The organism is Armatimonadota bacterium (assembly GCA_037138755.1).
Lineage (GTDB): Bacteria > Armatimonadota > Fimbriimonadia > Fimbriimonadales > Fimbriimonadaceae > Fimbriimonas.
In genome coordinates this window covers 1,603,958-1,625,055 of sequence record JBAXHT010000001.1, presented here as the reverse complement: position 1 = coordinate 1,625,055, position 21,098 = coordinate 1,603,958, and the positions used below count along the sequence as shown (strand labels likewise).

The window sequence follows — 21,098 nt, the reverse complement described above, 5'->3', positions numbered from 1 at the left end:
ATCATGAAAGCACTGAAATCTGCCGGTATTGCAATGATGCTCCTCGCATCTGTCGCCCTCGCCACCCAGGATGGCGTCATCCTCAAATATACGCCAAAGAAAGGCGACGTCGTTAAGCTCCGTATCAAGGGCAATCTTCAGATCATGGGTACCGACGTTGTCGCCAACCTTTTGACTCAAACGACCGTCAAGGAAGTTGCAGAAGATGGTTCCTATACGCTTGAGGATAAGCAGCTTGGCGGCACAGCTAGCCTCGGCGGGCAAGAAATGGAGATCCCCGAGACCCCAGGCAACACGGTCGTTCACAACGCCGACGGAACCGTCAAGGAAATTCGCGGAGACGATATCGGACCTGAGGCTTACCGAGTTGCAGCTCTCAATGCATGGACATTCCCGAAGACCGCAGTCAAGGTTGGTTCCAAGTGGACGGAAGAGGTTAAGGCAGATACCGACAAGGGAACTGTGGCTTTGAAGAAGGACTTCGAAGTTCTTGGGGAAGAATCAGTTGACGGCGTCGACACGCTGATCATCAAGTCGAAAGTCGTCGAAGCTTCCGGCGCAGAGCCAGCTTCGATCGAAGGAAAGGTTTGGCTTGCTAAGTCAGACTCACAGATGGTGAAGGCCGAGCAGAAGTGGTCGAACGTTCCCATGGCAGGCGCACCGGGCCCCATCACCGGAACCTTTGTCATTACGCGAGAAAAGTAAATCTTCGGATAATTCAGCAAAAAGAGCGGCTTTTGCCGCTCTTTTTGTTATCTTGAAGGTGTGATTCTCGCCGGATTGATCCTTGCCCAATCCTCCTACGCCATCGGGTGCCCGATGAAGGAAGGCGAAGAGTGGCGATTTGACTCGGTCGAAATCTTGAAGACTCAACGACAGTACATCAAGCACGACCTGAAGTGCAAGCAAACCGTACTGGGAATCGACAACTACGGCGTCCAACATGTCGAGGTCGAGGTGATCGGCGGAACCATCAACGAATCCACCGACGGCGAGAAGAGCGAACCCGAGGATCCAAAAGGCGAGACTTGGAACTTCTACCTCAACGGTAATGGACAACAGTTTCAATACGAAGAGATCAAGGCGACCTTTGAAGACGACCCGCTCGGCTACGTCGACGAACTTCTCCACGTAGCAATCGACCGCAAGGCGGTGGCCCCTGGAGAAACGTGGCGTCGCCGGACAAAGATCATGGATATCTTGTTCAAGGGCTTGCCGATCAAGAAGATTGACAAGTACGACTGCATCGGCCTCGAGCGAACCGGAACATTTCTTGACCCGTTACGAGGCACCTTTAAGGTGACGCAGTGGTACCGGTGCGACAACGGTCGCTTGCAGAGCGAAAGCACCACAGCCGACGACCTTGTTAGCGATGGCCTGCCGATGATCGACTACACATTCACCTATTCGGCTAAAGAAAAGTGAGATTCTAGGAAACTTTTGCCGCGTCCGAGACGACACTATATGTTATGTTCGCTTCCAAAGCTGTTCTTTTCCTCTCTGTAGCCGCACTCGGCTTTGCGCCGTTGCAGGATACGAAATACAGCCTGCGTGAAAAGCACATTGAGGGAGCCGAGCGGGTCTACGAGATCCTAGTGAACTTCGAATCCGAGGGCTTCACGATGGAAATGAAGTCGAAGAACAAGTTTAAGATCACAAAGGTCAACGCCGACGGCTCCTACGAAGAAACGGACACACTACTGGGGGGAACGATCAAGTTCAATGGCGAAGAGCAGGCGATTGACGCCGAAGACGCCAAGACCCACAAATACGACAAAGACGGCGAGGAGATCAAGGAGGAGAAAACCGATGAAGAGGAAGACCCAATCTCCACCCTCATGGATCTCCTAGACGGCGCCGACCCACTCGAGCCAGTGAAGGCCGGCCACAAATGGGAGCACGAATCCAAGATTGGCAAGACCAAGTTCGAGTTCGTCGGGCCTGAGAAAGTTGAGGATGTTGACACCTTGAAGTCCACCTGCGAGGGCAAGTTCACGAAAGAAGGATTCTCGGGCGACATGACTGCAACCTCCTGGGTCCGGGCCTCGGACGCTTCCTTGCAGAAGCTCGAACTCAAAACCGACAACATGGTCCCCGGCGAAGGCGCTCCGGCTGGCAAAGTGAAGATCACCGTCACTCGGAAGGAGTAGATGCTCGGGATCGCGCCAATCCAGAAGCCAGATGCCTACATCCACTTCGCTCCGAAGGAGCCGATGGAGTTGAAGTATTGCGTTTCGATTTCGGCGCCCGCATCGCAATCAAGAGTTCTTAAAAACACGCAGCTTCATGCTGCGGTATGTATCGTAGTCCCTGTCACAGCTAGACCTAGAGGAGAGCTACTTGATGTCGGACGCGAGCGGGTACTTACTGGAGGCGGATTCGTGGCAACTCCCTTCCCAGAAGTGTTTATCCCCCACCCCTTTTTGGCTACCTATTTGCCCCAAATGATGCCGTATCTCTCGTCCAAAAGCGGCAACGTTTACGAACGTAATGCGATGGCGGGCATCGTATCGCCTTTTGACAACCTACAAGTCCAACTGGAACCAAATAAACCAACAAGGATTGTCTCACCACGGACTTCCTTGACCTGGACGTACGAAGAGGCTACTTCCATCAATGGCATTAGCGTCTACAGTGTTTCCGCTCAAGGTCACGTCCCAAATAGCCAGCAGAGCTTTGTCGCAAAGTTCTGGTTTCGGATCAAGGATTCATCGCTGGAGCGGTTTGAGATGAAGGATGACCAGCTCGCAGGACGGAAACTAGTGATGTCCCGAATCCGCTAACTACTTCTTCTTCCCTTTCCGAATCTCAAAGCAGTTCCGGCACCGTGCCTCGTAGCTTTCTGTCGCACCGATCAGAACGATCGGGTCGTCCCAGTGGGCGGGCTTTCCGTCGACCATACGATACGTGTGCGACGCCGGGTTTCCGCATTTCATGCAGATCGCGCGAAGCTTGATGACTTCGTCGGCAGCCGCAAGCAGGGCCGGCATCGGTCCGAAGGGCTGACGGCGGAAGTCCTGGTCGAGTCCGGCGACGATAACATCAACGCCTTTGTCGGCCTGCTGCACCAGGAACTCAACAATCGTCGGCTCAAAGAACTGGACTTCTTCGATCAGCAGAACCTGGGTTTCTTTCTTGACTTTCGCACTAAGCTCCGCCACATTCACCGCCGTCTCCGCCTCATGCTGGACGCCCATGTGGCTCACGACCATGGTCTGGTGGTAACGGTCATCAATCGAAGGCTTGAAAACCTGAACCTTTTTCTTGGCGTAAAGTGATCGCCGCGCAAGCCGAATCAGCTCCTCGCTTTTGCCAGCGTACATCGAGCCGCAGACGACGGTGAGTTTTCCGAGGGGTTTCATGGGGAGCCATCGGCTGTCAGCTTTCTGCTGTCAGCTCGGAACTCAAGTTTACTTCTGTTGCACGCCAAGTCGGGATTTCACCATAGCGTCGGCGATGACGATCACACAGCCTGCAAGAACTCCAAGCAGAATTCCGTTTTGAATGGCAGAGTAGTTGACCGCTCTAACTCCCAAATCACCGGTCATCGAGAGGGCGAGCCCACCTAAGTCCTGTTGATGCGACGCGGACGTTGGTGCGAAGAGGCCGAAAAGCGTATTCACCATCCAACTGCTCACGGCTCCAATAAATCCGCAGAACAGCACCACAAGAATCCAACGACCAACCATCAGGAGGATATTCTATCATGCATGCCGTTAGTAGATATGCCTCTCGCCAAACTGCTGAGCTATTCCGGAATAAACCCCAAGCCCGCCGACCACGAACAGTTTTGGAATGAATCGCTTGCAGAGATGGAGGCAGTTGCAATCGCGCCGATACTGACCCCGAAGAATATGAGCGTGGATTTCGCGGAGTGCTTTGAACTTCGCTTCAAGGGAACCCGTGGCGGCGAGGTGTACGCTAAGTACATCCGACCGAAGGGCTCCAAGAAAGTGCCCTGCATACTACAGTTCCACGGCTACTCAATGCACTCCGGAGATTGGATGCACAAACTCAACTGGGTCGCACGCGGATTCGCGGTGGCGGCGATGGACTGTCGTGGTCAAGGTGGTGAATCTCTTGATCACGGAAACTATCAAGGAATGACTCTCAAGGGCCACATTGTTCGCGGTCTCGATGGTCCTCCCGAAGAGATGTATTTCCGAAATGTGTACCTTGACACTGCGCTTCTTGCAAAAGTCGTCTCGTCGTTTGACGAGATCGATGGAACCCGGCTCGGTGCGATGGGAGGCTCACAAGGCGGAGCACTCACCCTTGCGTGTGCCGCGCTCGCGCCGATCAAGAAAGCCGCCCCGGTCTATCCATTCCTTTGCGACTACCAGCGAGTTTGGGAGATGGACCTCGCGAAGGATGCCTACGACGAGCTGAAATACTACTTCCGTCAGCGCGACCCACGGCACGAGCGTGAAGCGGAGATTTTTGAAAAGCTCGGCTACATCGACCTGCAACACCTTGTGCATCGAATCAAAGGCGAGGTCAAACTGTTTGGCGGTCTGATGGACACCATCACTCCTCCGAGCACCTACTTCGCGGCATACAACAAAATGACCTGCAAAAAGAGCCACGTGATGTACCCCGACTTCGGTCACGAGGGACTGCCGGGGGTCGATGATTTGATCTGGGAGTTCTTCAGCGATCTCTAAAAGCGACCTATAATAAAGGGCTCTGATACTCGCAAATTTACTTGTTGGGACCCAGGTCTTCCTGCGCCCCGCCGCCCTTTTTACGGACCACATGGTGTTGCCCCGCAACATCTCGGTTCCAATCTTTGGGCTTGGTGTACCGGGTTCGACCGTCGAGGTCGAGTTCGGGGTCTTTCGCGCCCAAACGCTTGTTCGACCCGAAGGCACATGGAAGCTCAAGATGCCTCCCGCAGTGGCAGGCGGTCCGTTCGTGCTCAAAATGCGATCTGGTGGTCAGCAAGTGGTCGTCAACGACGTTATGGTTGGCGACGTCTGGCTAGCTTCGGGGCAATCGAACATGGAATGGCCAGTCTCCCGTTGCCGCGAGGCGGCGGAAATTCGACGCGATATCACTCCGCAGATACGGTGCTTTAAGGTTGTCCAAACATCCTCCAGCGCACCTGAAAAGGAGATCCGCGGGAACTGGACGGTTGGTGGCAAGGACGCGGTGAACAAATGGAGTGCCGTCGCAACTTCGTTCGCACTCGACATCCAAAAGGCGACCAAAATCCCCATCGGAATCATTCAAGCAAGCTGGGGCGGAACCAAAATTGAGGCCTGGATGAGCCAATCTTCGCTCGAATCCAACCCGAAGTTGAAGCCCATCGTGGACGAATACATTTCTTCGTTAGGTGGCCACAAGGATCGCCTCGCCGAATGGCAGGAGAAAGTGAATCAATGGGACGCTGCCAACGAAAAGAAGGATCCCGGTAACGACGGCTTCGGGAAGGGCTGGAGCCGAGCTGAGTTTGATGATTCAGCCTGGCCCGAGGTCGCCCTCCCTGCACCTTGGGAGCAAACCGAGGGGAGAGAAGTCGATGGGGCGGTTTGGTACCGCCATCACTTCTTGTTACCGCCCGAGTGGAAGGGTAAAGGGATTCGCCTAGAACTCGGCTTCGTGGGAACAGACGATTCGGCTTATGTAAACGGTCTGAAGGTCGGTGGCACCTTAGGAAGATTCAAGTCGCGAGCCTACTTTATTGGCCCCGGGGTCCTCCGCGATGGAGACAACGTCGTAGCAATAAGAGTCTGGAATCGCTCCGGCGAAGGCGGATTACTAGGACCGGACATCAAGCTCACTTCGGTCGACGGTGGAGCTTCCCTGGACCTGAATACAACTTGGAAAACTCGTAACGAACTCGTCATCGAGCCTCCAGTCGCGGAAGGTGAACGAAGGCCGGTCAGACCAATGGGGCCTGGGGATCGCAACGCACCTAGCGGAGCGTTTCACGGGATGATTGCACCCCTGATTCCATACGGAATCAAAGGGATTCTGTGGTACCAGGGCGAGGCAAACGTTGGATCAGCCGATCTTTATAAGAATTTGTTTCCGACTATGGTGAACGACTGGCGCAACCGCTGGAAAGACCCTTTGCTTCCGTTCTTTTACGTTCAACTGCCGGGATTTGGAAAGACCGCTGAACCATCTAAAGCCGAATGGGCGCAGCTTCGTGAAGCCCAAGAATCAATTCTGAATCTAAAGATGACGGGTATGGCTCCTTCCATCGATCTTGGTGACGCGGAGACGATCCATCCGCTGCGAAAGCGAGAAGTCGGTCGTCGGCTAGCAGGGTTTGCGCTTTCGCGCGTTTACAAGAAAGGCACGCCGTCGTTCTGTCCGACCGTGATTTCTTCTAAGCGAGAAGCTGGTCACGTCCGAATCGTTTTTCAAGATGTTTATGGTTCCCTCAAGACCCGCGATGGCGAGGCGATTTCCGGCCTCGAAGTGCTGAATCTGGATGGCTCTTGGGTGAAAGCAAATGGGGAGATTCTGCGCAATCAGCTACTCGTAAGCGGAGACGTCAAGGGAGTCCGCTATCTCTGGGCAGATAATCCGAGCGGAAATCTCGTGAACTCCGCTGGGTTGCCCGTCGCGCCATTCAGGGTTCTCTTTTAGAAAATGGGGCGCCCCGGTGTAATCAGGGCATTCCAAAGTGGACTAGCGATTGTTCCTGGTCGTCAAAGGCAGTGAGTCGGTCCGGAACGGCATCGCCGGCAGTCCATCTGAATTCACCAGGTTCACCGGAGGGTTATCTTGCCAGGCGTATCTAACCATCGCTTCTCCTCCCGTGCGCTTCAAGATAACCTTATTCCCTTCGATCCGACCAGTGGCCCATTTCCACTTCTTATCGCTTCCCGCGATGGCGAAGCAACGCGGCTCCAGACCGTCCGTGGTTCGGAGTCCGACGGCGTGATCGAAATTCACCGTGATCTCGTCGCCTGATGTGGAGATCGACTTGAAGCGGGGCCCTTGCCATTCGATTCGCTTCCCGTAGTCTCGACGAAGAGCGATCCGAGCTAGTCGTTCTCCGACGTCTCGCTTATTACGCGGATGGATATCGTTCGCCTCACCGATATCTAGGATTGTGGCGGTTCCGTTTCCTTCCATCTGCCCAACAATATCCTGAGCATCCCGAAGCTCTGCCCACGCCGAGTCAAACTGAGTCGGGCTTTGAGCCATGTAGTTTGCAAGTTGGGCAATGTAGAACGACATCTTCGGCTGCCCGAAGTCGTCGCGCCAGTTTTGGATCATAGCGCTCAGAAGCGCGGTGTACTGCACGGCGCGACCCGCGTTGGATTCGCCTTGATACCAAATGAAGCCCTTCGCCGAATAGGGAGTGAGAGGGGCAAGCATTCCGTTATAGAGCGTGCTCGGGTAGTTCGGGCTGTTCTTTCCCTCGGGCATCTGGGGTTGAGCACCCGTGGTCTTTGCGTCAATGTTGACGTGAGGCTTGCCTTGCATCGTCTTCCAGGTTCCGCCAATACTGACATCTCCGAGTTTCAACGAGGACTCGGATCCAAAGAAGCCTCCAGCACCCTGCCAGTCATATGATCGAACTGCAATGTTGTTTTCGCCTGCTTTCAAAGTCCCAGTTGGAATCCTGTACTTGCGCGGAGTCGCCCAAAACTGCGGCGTCATCATGTCCGTCTGCCCAACCATTTTGCCATTGACGTAAGTCTGATCAAAATCGTCGATAGGCCCCAGCTCAATGGTCTTAATGCTAGCCGCCTGCTGAGCGGTGAGATTCACGACCCGTCGGTGACGGTATTCACCGTCAAAATCTGTGGGATACACAAACGGCATCGGAGTGGATTCCCAACTTGAATCGTCAAAGCCAGCTTGAGTCCATGCCGTATCACTCGTATCGAAGAAGATCGGCAATGCTTTGGTCTGATATGTGGCCACTTTGGTTCGATAGTTCTCAACTGCCCGTTCTTCCGAACCATCGCTTGCCTTCATCCTGTCCAGAATCGGTTTCAAGAGGTCGCTGCTGGAAAAATACTTCGAATTTGTCCACGCTTCGGCCGGAGTCCCGCCCCAAGAGGTGTGAATCATTCCAATCGGCACATTGAGGTCGCGATACAACTTGCGAGCAAAGGCATAACCAACCGCACTAAACTGGTCGATCGTCTCTGGTTTCGCCTGAACCCAACTCCCTACGACGTCGGCGACGGGAGCTTGAGCGATCAGTTTAGGGACTGTAAACATCCGAACGTTTGCATCGGTTTCCTTTTTGGCTTGCTCACGGTCGTTTGCCAGCGACATCGGCCACTCCATATTCGACTGCCCCGAGCAAATCCAGACCTCGCCAACCAGCACGTCGCTGATCGACTTAGAACCGGAGCCAGAAACCTCCAGAGTAAATGGACCGCCTGCGTTCAGCTTCGGCAGCGAAGCCATAAACTTCCCGTTCGCGTCAGTGGTCGCGGTCGCTGACTTCCCGCCGAGCTTGATGGTCACCTTCTGTCCGGGAACGTCCCAACCCCAAACGTTTATCGGCTTCCCACGCTGGACGACCATGTGGTCGGTAAAAAGCGTTGGAAGCCGAAGTGAAGATTGGGGCAAGCTTAAAAGCATGAGACTGATGGCGATCACGCGCACAGTCTATCAAAGGTGGGGGAGAGAGTCAACTGTCCCGACTCGCGCCGGGACAGTTTATGGATTCTATTTCAGCGCAGGCTCGCTGATGACCGCTTCTTCGATCATCTTCTCAGCGGTGGCCGGCGTTGGAACCGCACCAGGGATCATGTAACCCTGCTCACCATGGTAGGAATGGTCGAGACCCTTCACTTCCGCACTCTCCGAGCTTCGGAGGCGAGTGACCTTATTGATGATCATGGCCAACACATAAGTTCCAATGCCTGCATAAGCCAGGGTTGCGCCAATTGCTTGGAGTTGGACTACCATCAGATGACCTCGGCCATCTTTTAGCGATCCTTCCACAGCACTGTTAATCGCCGGGTCAGCCAGAGCACCGGTGAGCAGAGCCCCCAGCGTTCCACCAACACCATGGACACCAACAACGTCTAGAGCGTCATCGTAGCCTAGCTTATGCTTCAGTTCAATTGCGAATGCACACACGAGTCCTGCCGCCACACCGATAAGAATCGACGAAGGCATCGAGACGTATCCAGCCGCCGGGGTGATGGCAACAAGGCCCGCAACCAGTCCGCTGGCGGCACCAATTGCGGTGACCTTGCCCTTAGGCGAACGGACCATTTCGACAACCATCCAAGTCACCATTCCAGCGGCGGCCGCGAGGTGTGTGGTGAGGAAAGCACTGACGGCAATATCGTTCATCGCCAGCGACGACCCGGCATTGAAGCCGAACCAGCCGAACCAAAGAAGGCCAGCTCCGAGGAGAACGAACGGAATATTGTTTGCCTTGGCTTCGACAGACTTGCGCTTGCCAAGGAAAAAAGAGAGTGCCAGAGCAGAGATACCGCTGGCAAGGTGGACAACAGTTCCACCAGCGAAGTCGAGGGCACCAGCTTTGAAGAGCCAGCCATCGGCGTTCCAAACCCAGCAGGCGATTGGCGTGTAAACCAGAACTGACCAGAAGATCATAAAGAGCGTGTACGCCTTGAACCGCACTCGTTCGGCGATGGCACCCGAGATAAGGGCCGGGGTGATGATCGCAAACTTCATCTGAAAAAGCATGAAGAGTGCGGCGGGAATCGTCTGAGTCCCGTAAGGGGTCTTCAGAGAGATGTTTCGGCCAAGGATGTACTCCGTGCCTCCAATCAAGCCGTTGGATGATTTTCCGAATGCAAATGAGTACCCGACGAGCACCCAGATGAGCGAAATGACGCCCATCATCATGAAGCTGAGAAGCATCGTGTTGAGGACGTTCTTTTTCTGCACCATGCCTCCATAGAACAGAGCAAGGGCAGGAGTCATGAGAAGGACGAGAGCCGTCGCCATGATCATCCACGCGCTGTCGGCGGCGTTGATGGCTGGCGGTGCTGACGTTTGGGCAAAAGCCGAACCGGCAAGTAGCGGTAGGCTAAAGATGCCCGCAAGGCGCATAGACGATTTTGACATAGCAGTTTTCTCTTTTGATCACGGCGTCATTGCTCGGCTTCGCAACATTGCGATTGAGACATTCTAACAAGTTTTTAACACTATTGACCAGCTATTTATGCTATTTCTTTCAATTTTTCTCGTATGAAATGGATTGGGTTGTTGATTTCGATCCTGGGAGGACTGCTTTTTGTCTCCGCCTATGCCTTCCAACAAACCATTGAAGCTCAGGGAGTTTTGTGCCAAATCGTCGAAGGAGAGCGGCTCATTGGTTCCCCCGTACACCTTCTCCTTCCTGTCACCACGGAGTTCGTCAAAGGAACTGGGCCGAAGGGATCGAAGTTCATCGAGAAATCAAAGGGGCCTTTCCGGTCAGTCGAGGCTCTAACTCCCATCACGGCTTTGGCGAAGATGGGAGCCCTGGCTATGCTCGCTCTCGGCGTGGTTGGCTACCAGTTCGAAAAATGGCGCCACCGAACAGGCGCGATTTTGACCGGACGCCCGCCCGATCTATAATCTGGACTCAGATGGCGATATACATTTTGTTAATGCAAGACGACGATGTCTGGCAGACCTTCTCCGATGAAGAGAAGCAAGGCTGGATCACCAAAATTCGCAATTTTGCGATGATGATCGAAGAACGCGTTGTTCAAGCCGACCCGGTCAAGCCGGTCGGGCGATTTCTGAGCGGAGATTCGGTCGAAGTGGTTGACTATACTGGCGATGCGGTCGCCCCGTCGGGTTACTTCATTTTTCAAGCGGAGGATTGGGATGACGCCGTAGGCGTCGCTCAGCTCTGTCCTTCGCTAGAATTCGGGGGCCGCCTCCAACTCAGGGAGATCGGACATTGATCGATGTCCGCTTGCTTGCATACCTCGGCGAGTGTCAAGGGCTAAGCTCATTTACTTCTGACTCATCCGCAGCGGTTTTGGCTGAGAACGGTTGGGCTCGCACGGTCGGTGGCGCGAACCCATACCTCTCGCTCTTCGCCCGAAATCAGGCGTCGCGAGAATCGGTCGATGCGGATGTCGCTTCCCTTTCGATCCACGAGTTTGCCTCCGCACGAGGATGTACGTATCTGCTACCTGCCGAGCACTTTCAGGTAGGGATCAAGTGCGGGCAAGGCTATAACGCCGAGTCGGCACTTCGCACCGCCCGCTCAAAGCTCGGAGTCACGGACGAAGAAGTTGACGCACTCAAAGAAGGGATTCTCCTCGCCCTTGCAGGCGGTCCTCTTGATGCGGCTGCCCTCAAAGAGCCTCTTGGTTCTTTGTACAAACACTATGGCGAAGCGGGCAAAAAGATCGGCCAAACGACAAATGTTTCTCTCGGTCTGCTCGCGCTTCAGGCAGGGGCAAAGATCCGTCGAATCCCCTCGGACGGAAGGCTGGACGGTCAGACTTACAAGTATTGTCTCTATGAAAATGCTCCGGTCGTCGACGAGGCTTATCCGCAAGCACTTGCTTTCCGCCACCTCGCTCGACTGTTTTGGAGTTGGTGCGGTTTCGCTTCCATTGCTCATTTCCAGTGGTTCAGTGGGCTTGGTGTCAAAGGGGCACTCTCGGCAATCGAGGGACTTGGGTTGATCGCGGTTGAAGGCACGCCACTACTTAGCCTTCCGTCGGCTGCGGAAGCGTTCCGGGATTTCAGGATGCCCGCCGATCCGACTTTCCGACTCGTATCCGGATTGGATTCTCTCTTTCTGCTTCGCAGGGACTTGTCTCTCCACATCTTTGACGAGCAAGTTGGGCTTGACGTGCTTTCGCAACGAAAGCTGGCAACGCTCGGTTCGCTAAACGATCTCTCGACCAACGCAATCGTGGATCGCGGACGTATCGTCGGACTCTGGGAATACGATTTCGATAGCAAAGAGATCGTCTGGGTGAGCTTCGTGGGTTCATCTTCTGAGCTACTGGAAGAAGTCCGACGGGTCGAAAGCTTCATAAGCACCGAACTAGGCGACGCCCGTTCGTTCAGCCTGGACTCACCAAAATCGAGACAGCCAAGTATCGCTCGATTACGGGAAATGGCTGCCGCCGGGTGACGACTGACCAGGCCTCCCTCGCCCGCGAGGGAGACCTGGCTACCGAGACTCATGCCACCAGAGACAAGCTTTGGTCCAGCAGCCCAAGAAACTTCTCGATGTCTTCTGCCGTAACCGACAGGTTCGGACGAGTCCGAATAGAGCGGTTCCCTGCCCCCAGCAACAGCAAGTCGAACTGCTCCCGGGCTGCCCGAACGAGTTTGGCTTTTCGCTCATCGGTATCCAGCGAGAAGCCTTGGTAGAGACCCATTCCGCGAACGTTCTCGGCGAAGGCATATCTGGCGATCACCTTCTTGAGGCCATCCGAAAGCAGGGCTCCGTTAACTGCGGCGCGCTCAATCAGTCCCTCTTGCTTCACAATTTCCACCTCGCGGCAAACCCGAACCATATCGGCAGTATTGCCTCCCCAAGTCGAGTCCAAAATCCCGATGTCCTCCAAACTCTCCGCCATGTAGAGCAAGCCATTCCCCCACTTTTTACCGCTCGCCACGGCAATCGGTCGATGCGGCAAATCAAAGTGGTCGATCGCCCACATCTTGCCGGTCGGCCCAAGTCCGGTTTGGACTTCGTCGAATGCAAGGTAAATCTCGTACTTGTTGCAAAGTTCGCTCAGACCTCGGAAGAAAGAAGGAAGAGCCACCCGGTTGCCTCCCGCACCTTGAATCGGCTCCATGATCAGACCAACAATGTCTTCGGACATCGACTGGAGGATGCTCTCTAACTGCGAAAGCACCTTCGAGGCGTTCGCCATGTTCTCGCCTTCGGTCCAATCTGAGTTGAAACTTGGGAAAGGCAGCTTGATGTTTCCGCCCATGCCGAGGCCGACAAAATCTTTTGTCGCCACGGGGTCAACTGTCTCGGTGACGCCCAGGGCGAACACTGTTCGGCCGTGAAACGCCCGGTCGAAGTAGATGAACCGGCGGTTACCCGGCATCTTTCCCGCGACGAGGCATTTCTGGTTGTACTTCGCAACCATGTACTTCATCATGTTCTCCACGGCCTCTGCGCCGGAGTTGACCACGTAGACCTCCAGATCCTTGTTCTTCATGACCTCGGGGGCGTTTTGGTAGATGAGGCGGTAGTAGTCTAGGCACTCTTTGGTCAAGAAGTCCGGGTTTGCAATCTTGTTATTCGCAGCGACCTGGAGTCTCTTCAGATACTCAGGCTCATACAAGCCAGGGTGGTTATGCGCAATGAGTTTGCTGCCGTAGTAACCCGCCCAGTCGAACAGTTCTTGTCCATCAACTGTCACCAGGGTCATCCCGTGGCACTTCTCAATATCGACCGCAAACGGATACGGCTCGGCAATGACGTACTTGCCCATTTCGAGGAGCATTGACGCAGAAATGGAACCTGGAAACTTGGGGGGCACCCCTATAGTATGAAGCCTAGATCGTCAGTTTCGCCGAGCGGTAAATGCGGGTCTTCTCGAATCCATGCTTGCCGTAAAATTCGCCGAGCGTTGTCCAGTCGATGATGCACTGAATGGTTCCCCTGGCTTTCAGTTCGAGTAGCCCTGCCGACAGCAATGCCCCGCCCCAGCCCTCGCCGCGAACTTGCTGGGAGACGCCTATAGGTCCCAGCGCACCCCAGTGGTCGCCAAGGTCGTGGCGCCAAACCGCTCCGCCAATTGGGAACTTCGTGTTGGAATCCTGAATCACCGCGAAGCCATGGACTTCACCTTTGTGGAAGAGCCCTATCAGGCCGTTATAACCATCTTCGCGCTCGATCTTCCAAAGGATGTCGTAACGCCAGCGGCCCGGGAATTCTCGGTCGAAAAACCGCTCAAGGCTCCGTCGGTCATCTGGAGTCAGAACCCTAAACTCTACATTCTCCGTCGGCATTGGTCGCGGCGGTTGGTAGTTCGAAATGTCTCGCTCGATATCGAAGTACTCGCCGCTGAGGTCGAACCCTTCAATCGTGAGGAAGTTGTTGAGAGCCGGAAAATCGGTGGGAACTCCAGGCCAGAAGTGGCGAGAATCCATGCCGAACAGAATCGATGTTACACCCCGCTGACGAAGCGTCTTTTTCGCGTCACTCATCAAGTCGATAGCGTGAGTCGCGTCGGTGAAGGCGATTGCACTGAGGTGAACCGCGTCCGGATCGCCAACTTTATGGTGCTTTGCAGGTGCTTTTTTGATGCTGATGAACGCCCGAATGTCGCCATCAAAATCGACATCAACCAGCGATGCGCCCCAGTCAAACGTGTCGGCGTCGACCGTGTTGATGCGCAGGCTGTCCGCATCAATTCGGTATCTCTCGGGGTGGAACTGGTTCCAGAGGTCGAGAATCTTGTTGTGGTCGGCTTCGCGCCAGTCGATGATCATTCGCTTTTCGAGATCAAGTATCGCAGATGCTGGCTGTAGATGCTAAGGGCTTCGGTTGCGTTTTCGATCTTTTGCCCCAAAATTGGTTGACTCCACACTTCGGTAAGACCGAAGAGAAGGTGATCCAACGGATTGGGTTGACGCTTAAAATAAGGCGTTACGAACTCCTTGACCGGCATGTACGCAAACTTCGCCGCCTCTCGCAGTTCGTTGACCCGTGCTTGATTCGTGCCAATGGGTCCGTAGGTTGTGAGGTCGTTGAGCGCCTGAGAAAAGCTCGAGAAAACTTCTCCGAAGACTTCGAGCTGTTCAAGCCGGATCGCCGGTTTGGGCACGACCGGCAGCTCGTGATGCGCAATCCTTCCTGGCCAAGTGAACGCCACTATGCGCCTCCTTTTTGAACAAAGTTGATTTTGAGATCGCGAACCAGCGACTGGACCTGGCGTTTGTCGTCTTCGTCGAGTTGTGACTCCAACTTGCCTGCGAGGAACGCGACAACATCGATGGCGACGCGGGCTTGTTCGAGGTTCGGCTCGATCTGTCCGGTGACCATATCTGGTTGAAGACCCAGCTTTTGCCATGCCACTCCTGCCATCTGGTCGAGCAGGACAGCGATATGATCAAAAACTGTGGGGGCTTCTCGGGTGGATTCGGACATCTTCGTCTGTAACTTCAAGACGGCGACATCCGGCGGTTCGATTCGCGACTACCAAGTTTTGAGGGCTCCGGTTAGCTCTTTCCATGAAGCCGCGTCAGCGGCTCGGTTGTACTTGGCGCCATCAACCTCGAATCCCATCGATTTGACCGTGAACGCATGAACGGCACCAGGGTAAGCAACGAACTTGAAGGATTTCGCTTTCTTCATTTCCGCCTTCACGGCCTCGACGTCAGCGGCTTCAATGAATGGATCGATGGCACCGTGGAGCACCATCACGCGAGCATTAATCTTAGCCGGCGAAGCAGAAAGGGGCTTGACGCCGCCATGGAAACTAACGACTCCGGCAAGGTTCTTGACGTTGTGTCGAGCAAGCTCGAGAACCCCAGTTCCTCCGAAACAGTAGCCAATTGCGACGAACTTGCCCTTGATGTTTGCCGCCTTGATTCCGCCTTCCAGGCGACTCAAGAACAGACCTGGGTCTGCATAGTACTTGCCGCTTTCTGCAGAACAGGTTTGGACGGAGGACGGGCGGACTCCCTTGCCATAAACATCGATTGCAACGGCGGAGTAGCCGAGCTTGCCGAGTCTTTCGACGACTTCAATTTCGTGATCATTGACGCCGTTCCAATCCTGAACTACAACGACTGTCGGCTTGGACTTAGAACGGGTGACTGCGTAACCCTCGAACGTTTGATCTCCAATCTTGTAGTCAAAGGCTTTTCCTTGAGCAAGTAGGTGGGTAGCGAGAAACGTTGACATCATGATGTCATGAGTTTAGCCTACATCCGTTCCGTAACTCTGGCGTCCTCGCCGGGTTCCGTAACCCAATCCGTAGCTCCGCGAAATTCCAAAAACCGAAAGGGACGTCGAGACTACGGGGTGGGCTAATTTACCTTTCCTAGTGCCGCGATGCCCGGAAGCTCCTTCCCTTCCAGGAATTCGAGCGAGGCTCCGCCTCCGGTGGATACGTGACTCATGTCGTCGGCAAAGCCGAACTTCTCGACCGCTGCTGCGGAGTCTCCGCCACCGACAATTGTGAGGCCCTTGCAGTTCGCCATGGCTTGAGCGACCGCCATTGTTCCCTCAGCGAATGCGTCCATTTCGAAAACACCGACTGGACCGTTCCAGAGAACGGTTCCCGCGCTCTCGATGACTTTCGAGAATGTGAGTCTTGATTCAGGGCCGATGTCCAGTCCCATTTGGTCAGCCGGAATTCCGTCTGCGGAGACAGTCGTCGCTGGAGACGTGGGGAAGAATTCTGGCGCGACAATGTAGTCGGTTGGAATCAAAAGCTTGCCTGGGTTGTCACGTAAGAGCTGACCGGCGTATTCGATGCTGGTTTCGTCCAGTAGCGATTTGCCGATCTCTTTGCCTTGAGCCTTCAGGAAGGTATAAGCCATTCCGCCGCCGATGATGAGCTTGTCAACTTTAGGGAGAAGATTATCGATCAGGGCAATCTTGTCTTTTACTTTGCTCCCACCCATGATCGCGACGAACGGTCGGTCTGGATTGTTGACTGCCTTCCCTAAGAATTCGATCTCCTTTCCAATCAGGAATCCTGCGGCGCTGGGGAGATAGTCCGCGACTCCAGCCGTGCTGGCGTGGGCCCGGTGGGCAGTGCCGAAGGCGTCGTTGACGTAGACATCAGCAAGGTCCGCGAGTTGACGCGCAAACTCCGGATCGTTCTTCTCTTCCTCGGGGTGAAAACGAACATTTTCGAGAAGGACAACTTGGCCAGGTTTGAGTGCCTTGCAGACAGCTTCGACTTCATCTCCAACGCAGTCGGGCAACAATGGCACATCCTGATTCAAAAGCTCAGAAAGCCTCTCGGCGACGGGCTTGAGTGAGAACTCTGGAGTAACGCCCTTAGGTCTGCCCAAATGACTACACAGGATGACTGCGGCACCATTTTCCAGGAGGTAGTTGATCGTCGGCAACGCCTCCGTAATCCGCCGATCATCGGTAATCTCCCCGTTTTCCAGCGGGACATTAAAGTCGCATCGGACGAGAACGCGTTTGTTTGAGATCGAAAGGTCGCCGAGTGAACTCATTTAGGCGAGTTTACTCGGCTACGATATCAGATCACTTCGCGTCTTGGCCGACAAACTGGTTTGCATCAGCCGAGGGCAGCGATTGAGAGTTAGCCGAGGACGGTGTGCTCTGAGACTCGGCTCCGGACGAGCAGCCAGCAACCAGCATTAGTGCTAAGATGACGAAAATCCAGGTGTTCGGTTTCATAACGGGATAGAACTTCCGAGCACCACGTTGGCGATGCTCGGTCACATTTAATGTCAAAGGGAACAAGGGAATCCGTTCGCCGTAGCGTTCGCGGCTGAATTCGACCGCTCAGAGGCAGTCGCCGACCAGAACCTTGCGTTGAAGCATCTGCCTTGAGCCCGATCTGCGGCTGTCGCCAGCCCACGAGAAGCTGGCCAGTAGTAAACCTGAGCTCTAGGGGTTGCCTTGGCATGACCGTCTGCATATGCATAAGGTGCGACTCCACCACCCGCTGAGGTTCTGGCAAACCGAGTTGGATCCTCTCGGTTGAATGGAAATCCTGATCCAGTAACCTTCCAAAAGTCATAGTAGCCGTGGAACAGTCGCGGAGCGGAAAGCATACCGCTTCGTCCAGATTCGCCAGCAAACGGTAACTGAGCTGGCACTTCGAGCTCGCTCTCATTCCTCCAAACATATTCCGTTGATACAGTGGGGTCACACGCGTACGTGAAGCACTGTGACATTCCATAGCTTCGCAGATTGTTCGCAGTCGAAGCTCCTGGCGAGTGCCAAAGTCCACCGTAACTCACAGTTAGTGGATTGTCGCTTTTCACGTATGGGTGCAGCTTTGCGTCCCAGTAGAATTGCGGTCCATCCGGTCCGCCCATCACGGCTTGGACTCCAGCGGCGCTGTAGTAGTACGGAGCCCCTATCTGAGTGTATAGTGCAAAGTAGTCTGACCAAGTTGGGTATCCACCGTCGTAATCTGACGTGTACATCGCAGAGGCAGTAGCCATTTGCTTTACGTTTGAAAGCGACGCGGTCTTCTTTGCTGCATCTTTTGCCTGGGCAAAAACGGGGAAGAGGATTGCTGCGAGGATTGCGATAATCGCAATCACGACGAGCAATTCGATAAGGGTAAATCCCTTTCGTGAGAATGTCATATTGAGGTCCATTTGGGCTCCTTCCTTACTCTCCGTTGAGAAATCTCTATCGAGAATCGGACCGGTCCTCAGATATCACTATAACACAACTTTACATGACATTCGAGAAAGCTCTGCAACGAAAAGAAAATCGCCTAGCATCCTGTGCTAGGCGATTTCCGGAGGCCCTCATGAAAGCCGGGAACTACATCCCCTTATTCATGATATCTTCTTGTTCTTTTGCAGTTTCCGCTTGCGCCTTCTTGGCATCTTCCGGCGTGACCTTAGAAGCTGAGGAGTCGCTCGAGCAAGCTCCGCAAATCATGCCAACTAGGAGCAGAAGGAGTCCCGTTCGCATTACTGAACGAACTCTCTTGACCAACCGTTGTTCATGCGAGGTCCGTCTGGGACTCCGCCGCGCCATCTTCCGTTCGCGCTCGAATAACGGTTACTCCAAAGGGTAGTGTTCTTGCGAATCTTAGCATGGCTGTCGCTGTAAACCACAAATGCGTTTTCGCCAACGTAGAGGGCTTCGCGAGCACTTTGATTTGGTGAAGCAGAAGTTAGACCAGAGTTCAGCAGTCGATCGCCGCCGATACCCGAGTTACCGAAGACTCCAACACCGTTTCCGTTGAGACCGTTCTGAACTACGCCGTATTGTGGAGGTCGAGCCAGCTGCTCACCAGTCACAAGCACAATGGTTTCCGCAGAGTTTTCAAGTTCCGTGTCGGTTGCGGGAACACCGTATCTTGAGTTCGCAAAGATGCCGAACGAAGTGTTAGCTAATGTTGCTGCGCAGGATGTGATATCTGCAGCGATGGGTGATAGGCAACTTCGAGTAAATCCACCCAATCCGTAAACGTTGTAAGCGAACGTGTTGCGGATCGCAGAGTTGTTGGAAAGACGAGGCTTTGTGAGAGGATCCGCCCAAATATCTCCGATGGTGGAAGTTTGCAAGTTCAAACCGTTTTTGATATATGGATTGACCAAGCCTGGATACATGAACTCAAGACTTGACCAGTTTGGAGTCACAGCGGTGCTTGCCACATCTCCGCGTCCGGTGAACGGAGGGTACTGGTCATCCGAATCCGACATGTACAGCTTGAAGGCAGTGCCGATGTTCTTGAGGTTGCTGAGGGTCTGCGTCTTTTTCGCAGCTTCTTTAGCCTGGGCAAAAACGGGGAAGAGGATCGCTGCGAGGATTGCGATAATCGCAATCACGACGAGCAATTCGATAAGGGTAAATCCCTTTCGTGAGAATGTCATATTGAGGTCCATTTGGGCTCCTTCCTTACTCTCCGTTGAGAAATCTCTATCGAGAATCGGACCGGTCCTCAAATATCATTATATCGAAATATATGCATGAATGACTGATATTTTGTGAAATGACTGATTGATTCTAGAGCTCTCCTCGGGAACCACCGACAACTCCCAATTGTTCACCCTGATCAATGAAGGTCGCCAAGTCTCACGTCATCGGAATCGTCTCCTTAGCCGCGATCCTCGGGGGTCTGGCCCAAGACCTTCTCCTCGCCGACTCGATTGGACTCAACCTTGCCATTCTGTGCGTCGCCGTGTCTGTGGGAGTTGTCACCCTGAGCCACTTAGGCAAGCTCAAACTTGGGTTCAACAAATGGATGCTCCACGCACCGCTATGGATCGCTGCCTACGGATTTGCATTCACTTCGTCCGCTGGGTCCGATGCTCTTAACCTCATCCTTCTTGTTGCAGTCGTAGGCTGGTTGGGGCTCCGAGGGATGAAAAATCAAGCTCTTTCAACCGCCCAGTCGCTTCTCCTCGGGCCGGTCACGTCTTTGATTGCTCCCTTCCTTCCCTTCCTGCTTCCATCTATGACCGATTGGAAATCCGGCGATAACAAGCCGTACAAAGTGTCTGCAGGAGCCATCACAGGCGCAGCACTGGCGATTCCCGCGCTCCTTGTTTTTGGCTCGATCCTCGGCTCTGCCGATCCTGTTTTCGCACGATCTATCTCGCTGGAGTGGCTAACTTCCTCCGAGACGATCGGCCAACGGATACTCATTCTCGGTTCCGTCTCATTCGTCGCATGCGGAATGCTCATGATGATCTCCCGGGACCTCGCTCTAGCGGTCGGCAACTCGTTCTCCAGCCCTTGGCCCTCGGTGTATGACATTCAATCGTCGAAGCGCATGGAAATTCAGGGACCTCCGGCTCCGACCGGGCTCAAGGTTGCCAACCGAGACTCCGTTAGCGCGTTCGTTGTCTTCTTCGGTTGCATCGGATCACTGTTTACGCTCTTCGTACTCTTCCAAGCCAGGTATCTGTTCGGCGGCAACGACGTTGTTCTCAAAACCGAGAACCTGTCGTACGCCGACTACGCTCGACGGGGCTTCTTCGAACTCGTTACAGTCGCCGTGATGACCCTGCCAATGCTCATGTTCTGGCAAGATTCGCTTCACACGGCGTCTACGACCGAACGAAGGCCGGTGCGCTGGGTGGTGCTCGCAATGTCGGGCCTCCTCGGCCTCATGCTCGTATCTGCCGCCTACCGAATGAGTCTGTACGTATCCGCTTATGGCCTCACTACGCTACGCTTCTACGTCTCCGCCGCAATGGGGCTTCTGATGGCAGTCATCGGGGGCTACGCCTGGCTCGGATCAAAATGGAAACTCTCGGCAGTGCCGCATGTCACCTACATTTCTTTGATGGGTATGGTGCTGGTCACGAACCTAGTACGACCCGACAGCCTCATCGCTGTCGTCAACCTCACCCGTCAGCAGCCGGACACCGCGACCGTGCTCAACCTAGGCTTCGACGCAGACTCGGATGTTCGACGTCTCGCTTCAAAGGAGCTCGTCGAACAGTGGGCAGCGAGGCAGAGTAAGGAATCGAAGAACTGGCGGGGCCTAAGCGTACAGGAGCTTCGCAAGTAAACTGTCCGA

Annotated in this window: 24 protein-coding genes; 10 read left to right on the top strand and 14 right to left on the bottom strand. The window is 54.3% G+C overall.

Annotated elements, in window-relative coordinates; all coding sequences use genetic code 11:
• Positions 1-3: 3 nt before the first annotated feature.
• Genes WCK51_07740 through WCK51_07725 form a run of 4 tightly spaced genes read left to right on the top strand, consistent with a single transcriptional unit; the run spans position 4 to position 2,783 of the window.
• Complete coding sequence (locus WCK51_07740; protein ID MEI7576769.1) at positions 4-705, top strand: hypothetical protein; 702 nt, start codon at positions 4-6, stop codon at positions 703-705.
• Between the two features lie 60 nt (positions 706-765).
• Positions 766-1,425: a hypothetical protein gene (locus tag WCK51_07735; GenBank protein ID MEI7576768.1), complete on the top strand. Its 660-nt coding sequence runs from the start codon at positions 766-768 to the stop codon at positions 1,423-1,425.
• 44 nt (positions 1,426-1,469) lie between these two features.
• On the top strand, positions 1,470-2,150 hold the full coding sequence (locus WCK51_07730; protein ID MEI7576767.1) for a hypothetical protein: 681 nt from the start codon (positions 1,470-1,472) through the stop codon (positions 2,148-2,150).
• The gene (locus WCK51_07725) at positions 2,151-2,783 is read left to right on the top strand and encodes a hypothetical protein (protein ID MEI7576766.1); all 633 of its coding nucleotides are present in this window, start codon (positions 2,151-2,153) and stop codon (positions 2,781-2,783) included.
• Here WCK51_07725 and WCK51_07720 read toward each other — a convergent pair whose 3' ends face one another.
• Positions 2,784-3,362, bottom strand: a complete 579-nt coding sequence (locus WCK51_07720; protein MEI7576765.1) for a thymidine kinase — start codon at positions 3,360-3,362, stop codon at positions 2,784-2,786.
• A gap of 48 nt (positions 3,363-3,410) precedes the next feature.
• Positions 3,411-3,689 (bottom strand): hypothetical protein, encoded by a 279-nt coding sequence (locus WCK51_07715; GenBank protein ID MEI7576764.1) that lies wholly within the window; start codon positions 3,687-3,689, stop codon positions 3,411-3,413.
• A 21-nt stretch (positions 3,690-3,710) separates the two neighbouring features.
• On the opposite strand from WCK51_07715, the gene WCK51_07710 reads away from it, so the two are divergent.
• Complete coding sequence (locus WCK51_07710) at positions 3,711-4,664, top strand: acetylxylan esterase (protein MEI7576763.1); 954 nt, start codon at positions 3,711-3,713, stop codon at positions 4,662-4,664.
• A 91-nt stretch (positions 4,665-4,755) separates the two neighbouring features.
• Entirely contained in the window at positions 4,756-6,600 is a 1,845-nt protein-coding gene (locus tag WCK51_07705; protein ID MEI7576762.1) for a sialate O-acetylesterase, read from the top strand.
• Between the two features lie 42 nt (positions 6,601-6,642).
• Here WCK51_07705 and WCK51_07700 read toward each other — a convergent pair whose 3' ends face one another.
• Positions 6,643-8,580 (bottom strand): sialate O-acetylesterase, encoded by a 1,938-nt coding sequence (locus WCK51_07700; protein MEI7576761.1) that lies wholly within the window; start codon positions 8,578-8,580, stop codon positions 6,643-6,645.
• Positions 8,581-8,649: 69 nt separating this feature from the next.
• On the bottom strand, positions 8,650-10,029 hold the full coding sequence (locus WCK51_07695) for an ammonium transporter (protein MEI7576760.1): 1,380 nt from the start codon (positions 10,027-10,029) through the stop codon (positions 8,650-8,652).
• A gap of 123 nt (positions 10,030-10,152) precedes the next feature.
• Here WCK51_07695 and WCK51_07690 point away from each other — a divergent pair, with 123 nt between their 5' ends.
• Genes WCK51_07690 through WCK51_07680 form a run of 3 tightly spaced genes read left to right on the top strand, consistent with a single transcriptional unit; the run spans position 10,153 to position 12,052 of the window.
• Positions 10,153-10,524 carry a hypothetical protein gene (locus WCK51_07690; protein ID MEI7576759.1) on the top strand — a complete coding sequence of 124 codons (372 nt, stop codon included), beginning with the start codon at positions 10,153-10,155 and terminating at the stop codon, positions 10,522-10,524.
• Between the two features lie 11 nt (positions 10,525-10,535).
• Complete coding sequence (locus WCK51_07685) at positions 10,536-10,859, top strand: hypothetical protein (protein MEI7576758.1); 324 nt, start codon at positions 10,536-10,538, stop codon at positions 10,857-10,859.
• The gene (locus WCK51_07680; protein ID MEI7576757.1) at positions 10,856-12,052 is read left to right on the top strand and encodes a crosslink repair DNA glycosylase YcaQ family protein; all 1,197 of its coding nucleotides are present in this window, start codon (positions 10,856-10,858) and stop codon (positions 12,050-12,052) included. Before WCK51_07685 ends, WCK51_07680 begins: the two co-directional genes overlap by 4 nt.
• Before the next feature lie 49 nt (positions 12,053-12,101).
• On the opposite strand, the gene WCK51_07675 is transcribed toward WCK51_07680, so the two are convergent.
• The 10 genes from WCK51_07675 to WCK51_07630 all read right to left on the bottom strand — a co-directional run bounded on the left by WCK51_07675 (position 12,102) and on the right by WCK51_07630 (position 19,455).
• Entirely contained in the window at positions 12,102-13,424 is a 1,323-nt protein-coding gene (locus WCK51_07675; protein ID MEI7576756.1) for an aminotransferase class III-fold pyridoxal phosphate-dependent enzyme, read from the bottom strand.
• Positions 13,425-13,440: 16 nt separating this feature from the next.
• A complete protein-coding gene (locus WCK51_07670) occupies positions 13,441-14,379 on the bottom strand; it encodes a GNAT family N-acetyltransferase (protein ID MEI7576755.1) in 939 nt (312 codons plus the stop codon).
• Complete coding sequence (locus tag WCK51_07665; protein ID MEI7576754.1) at positions 14,376-14,762, bottom strand: hypothetical protein; 387 nt, start codon at positions 14,760-14,762, stop codon at positions 14,376-14,378. Before WCK51_07665 ends, WCK51_07670 begins: the two co-directional genes overlap by 4 nt.
• Positions 14,762-15,037, bottom strand: coding sequence for a DUF1844 domain-containing protein (locus tag WCK51_07660; protein MEI7576753.1), 276 nt, complete (start codon positions 15,035-15,037; stop codon positions 14,762-14,764). Before WCK51_07660 ends, WCK51_07665 begins: the two co-directional genes overlap by 1 nt.
• 48 nt (positions 15,038-15,085) lie before the next feature.
• Positions 15,086-15,799, bottom strand: a complete 714-nt coding sequence (locus tag WCK51_07655) for a dienelactone hydrolase family protein (GenBank protein MEI7576752.1) — start codon at positions 15,797-15,799, stop codon at positions 15,086-15,088.
• A gap of 122 nt (positions 15,800-15,921) precedes the next feature.
• Positions 15,922-17,088, bottom strand: a complete 1,167-nt coding sequence (locus WCK51_07650) for a phosphoglycerate kinase (protein MEI7576751.1) — start codon at positions 17,086-17,088, stop codon at positions 15,922-15,924.
• 31 nt (positions 17,089-17,119) lie between these two features.
• Entirely contained in the window at positions 17,120-17,275 is a 156-nt protein-coding gene (locus WCK51_07645) for a hypothetical protein (GenBank protein ID MEI7576750.1), read from the bottom strand.
• A gap of 53 nt (positions 17,276-17,328) precedes the next feature.
• Positions 17,329-18,198 carry a prepilin-type N-terminal cleavage/methylation domain-containing protein gene (locus tag WCK51_07640; protein ID MEI7576749.1) on the bottom strand — a complete coding sequence of 290 codons (870 nt, stop codon included), beginning with the start codon at positions 18,196-18,198 and terminating at the stop codon, positions 17,329-17,331.
• Between the two features lie 184 nt (positions 18,199-18,382).
• Complete coding sequence (locus WCK51_07635) at positions 18,383-18,535, bottom strand: hypothetical protein (GenBank protein MEI7576748.1); 153 nt, start codon at positions 18,533-18,535, stop codon at positions 18,383-18,385.
• Positions 18,535-19,455 carry a prepilin-type N-terminal cleavage/methylation domain-containing protein gene (locus WCK51_07630; GenBank protein ID MEI7576747.1) on the bottom strand — a complete coding sequence of 307 codons (921 nt, stop codon included), beginning with the start codon at positions 19,453-19,455 and terminating at the stop codon, positions 18,535-18,537. The genes WCK51_07635 and WCK51_07630 overlap by 1 nt, the downstream gene beginning before the upstream one ends.
• 173 nt (positions 19,456-19,628) lie before the next feature.
• On the opposite strand from WCK51_07630, the gene WCK51_07625 reads away from it, so the two are divergent.
• Complete coding sequence (locus WCK51_07625) at positions 19,629-21,089, top strand: DUF4173 domain-containing protein (protein MEI7576746.1); 1,461 nt, start codon at positions 19,629-19,631, stop codon at positions 21,087-21,089.
• Positions 21,090-21,098 lie beyond the last annotated feature (9 nt).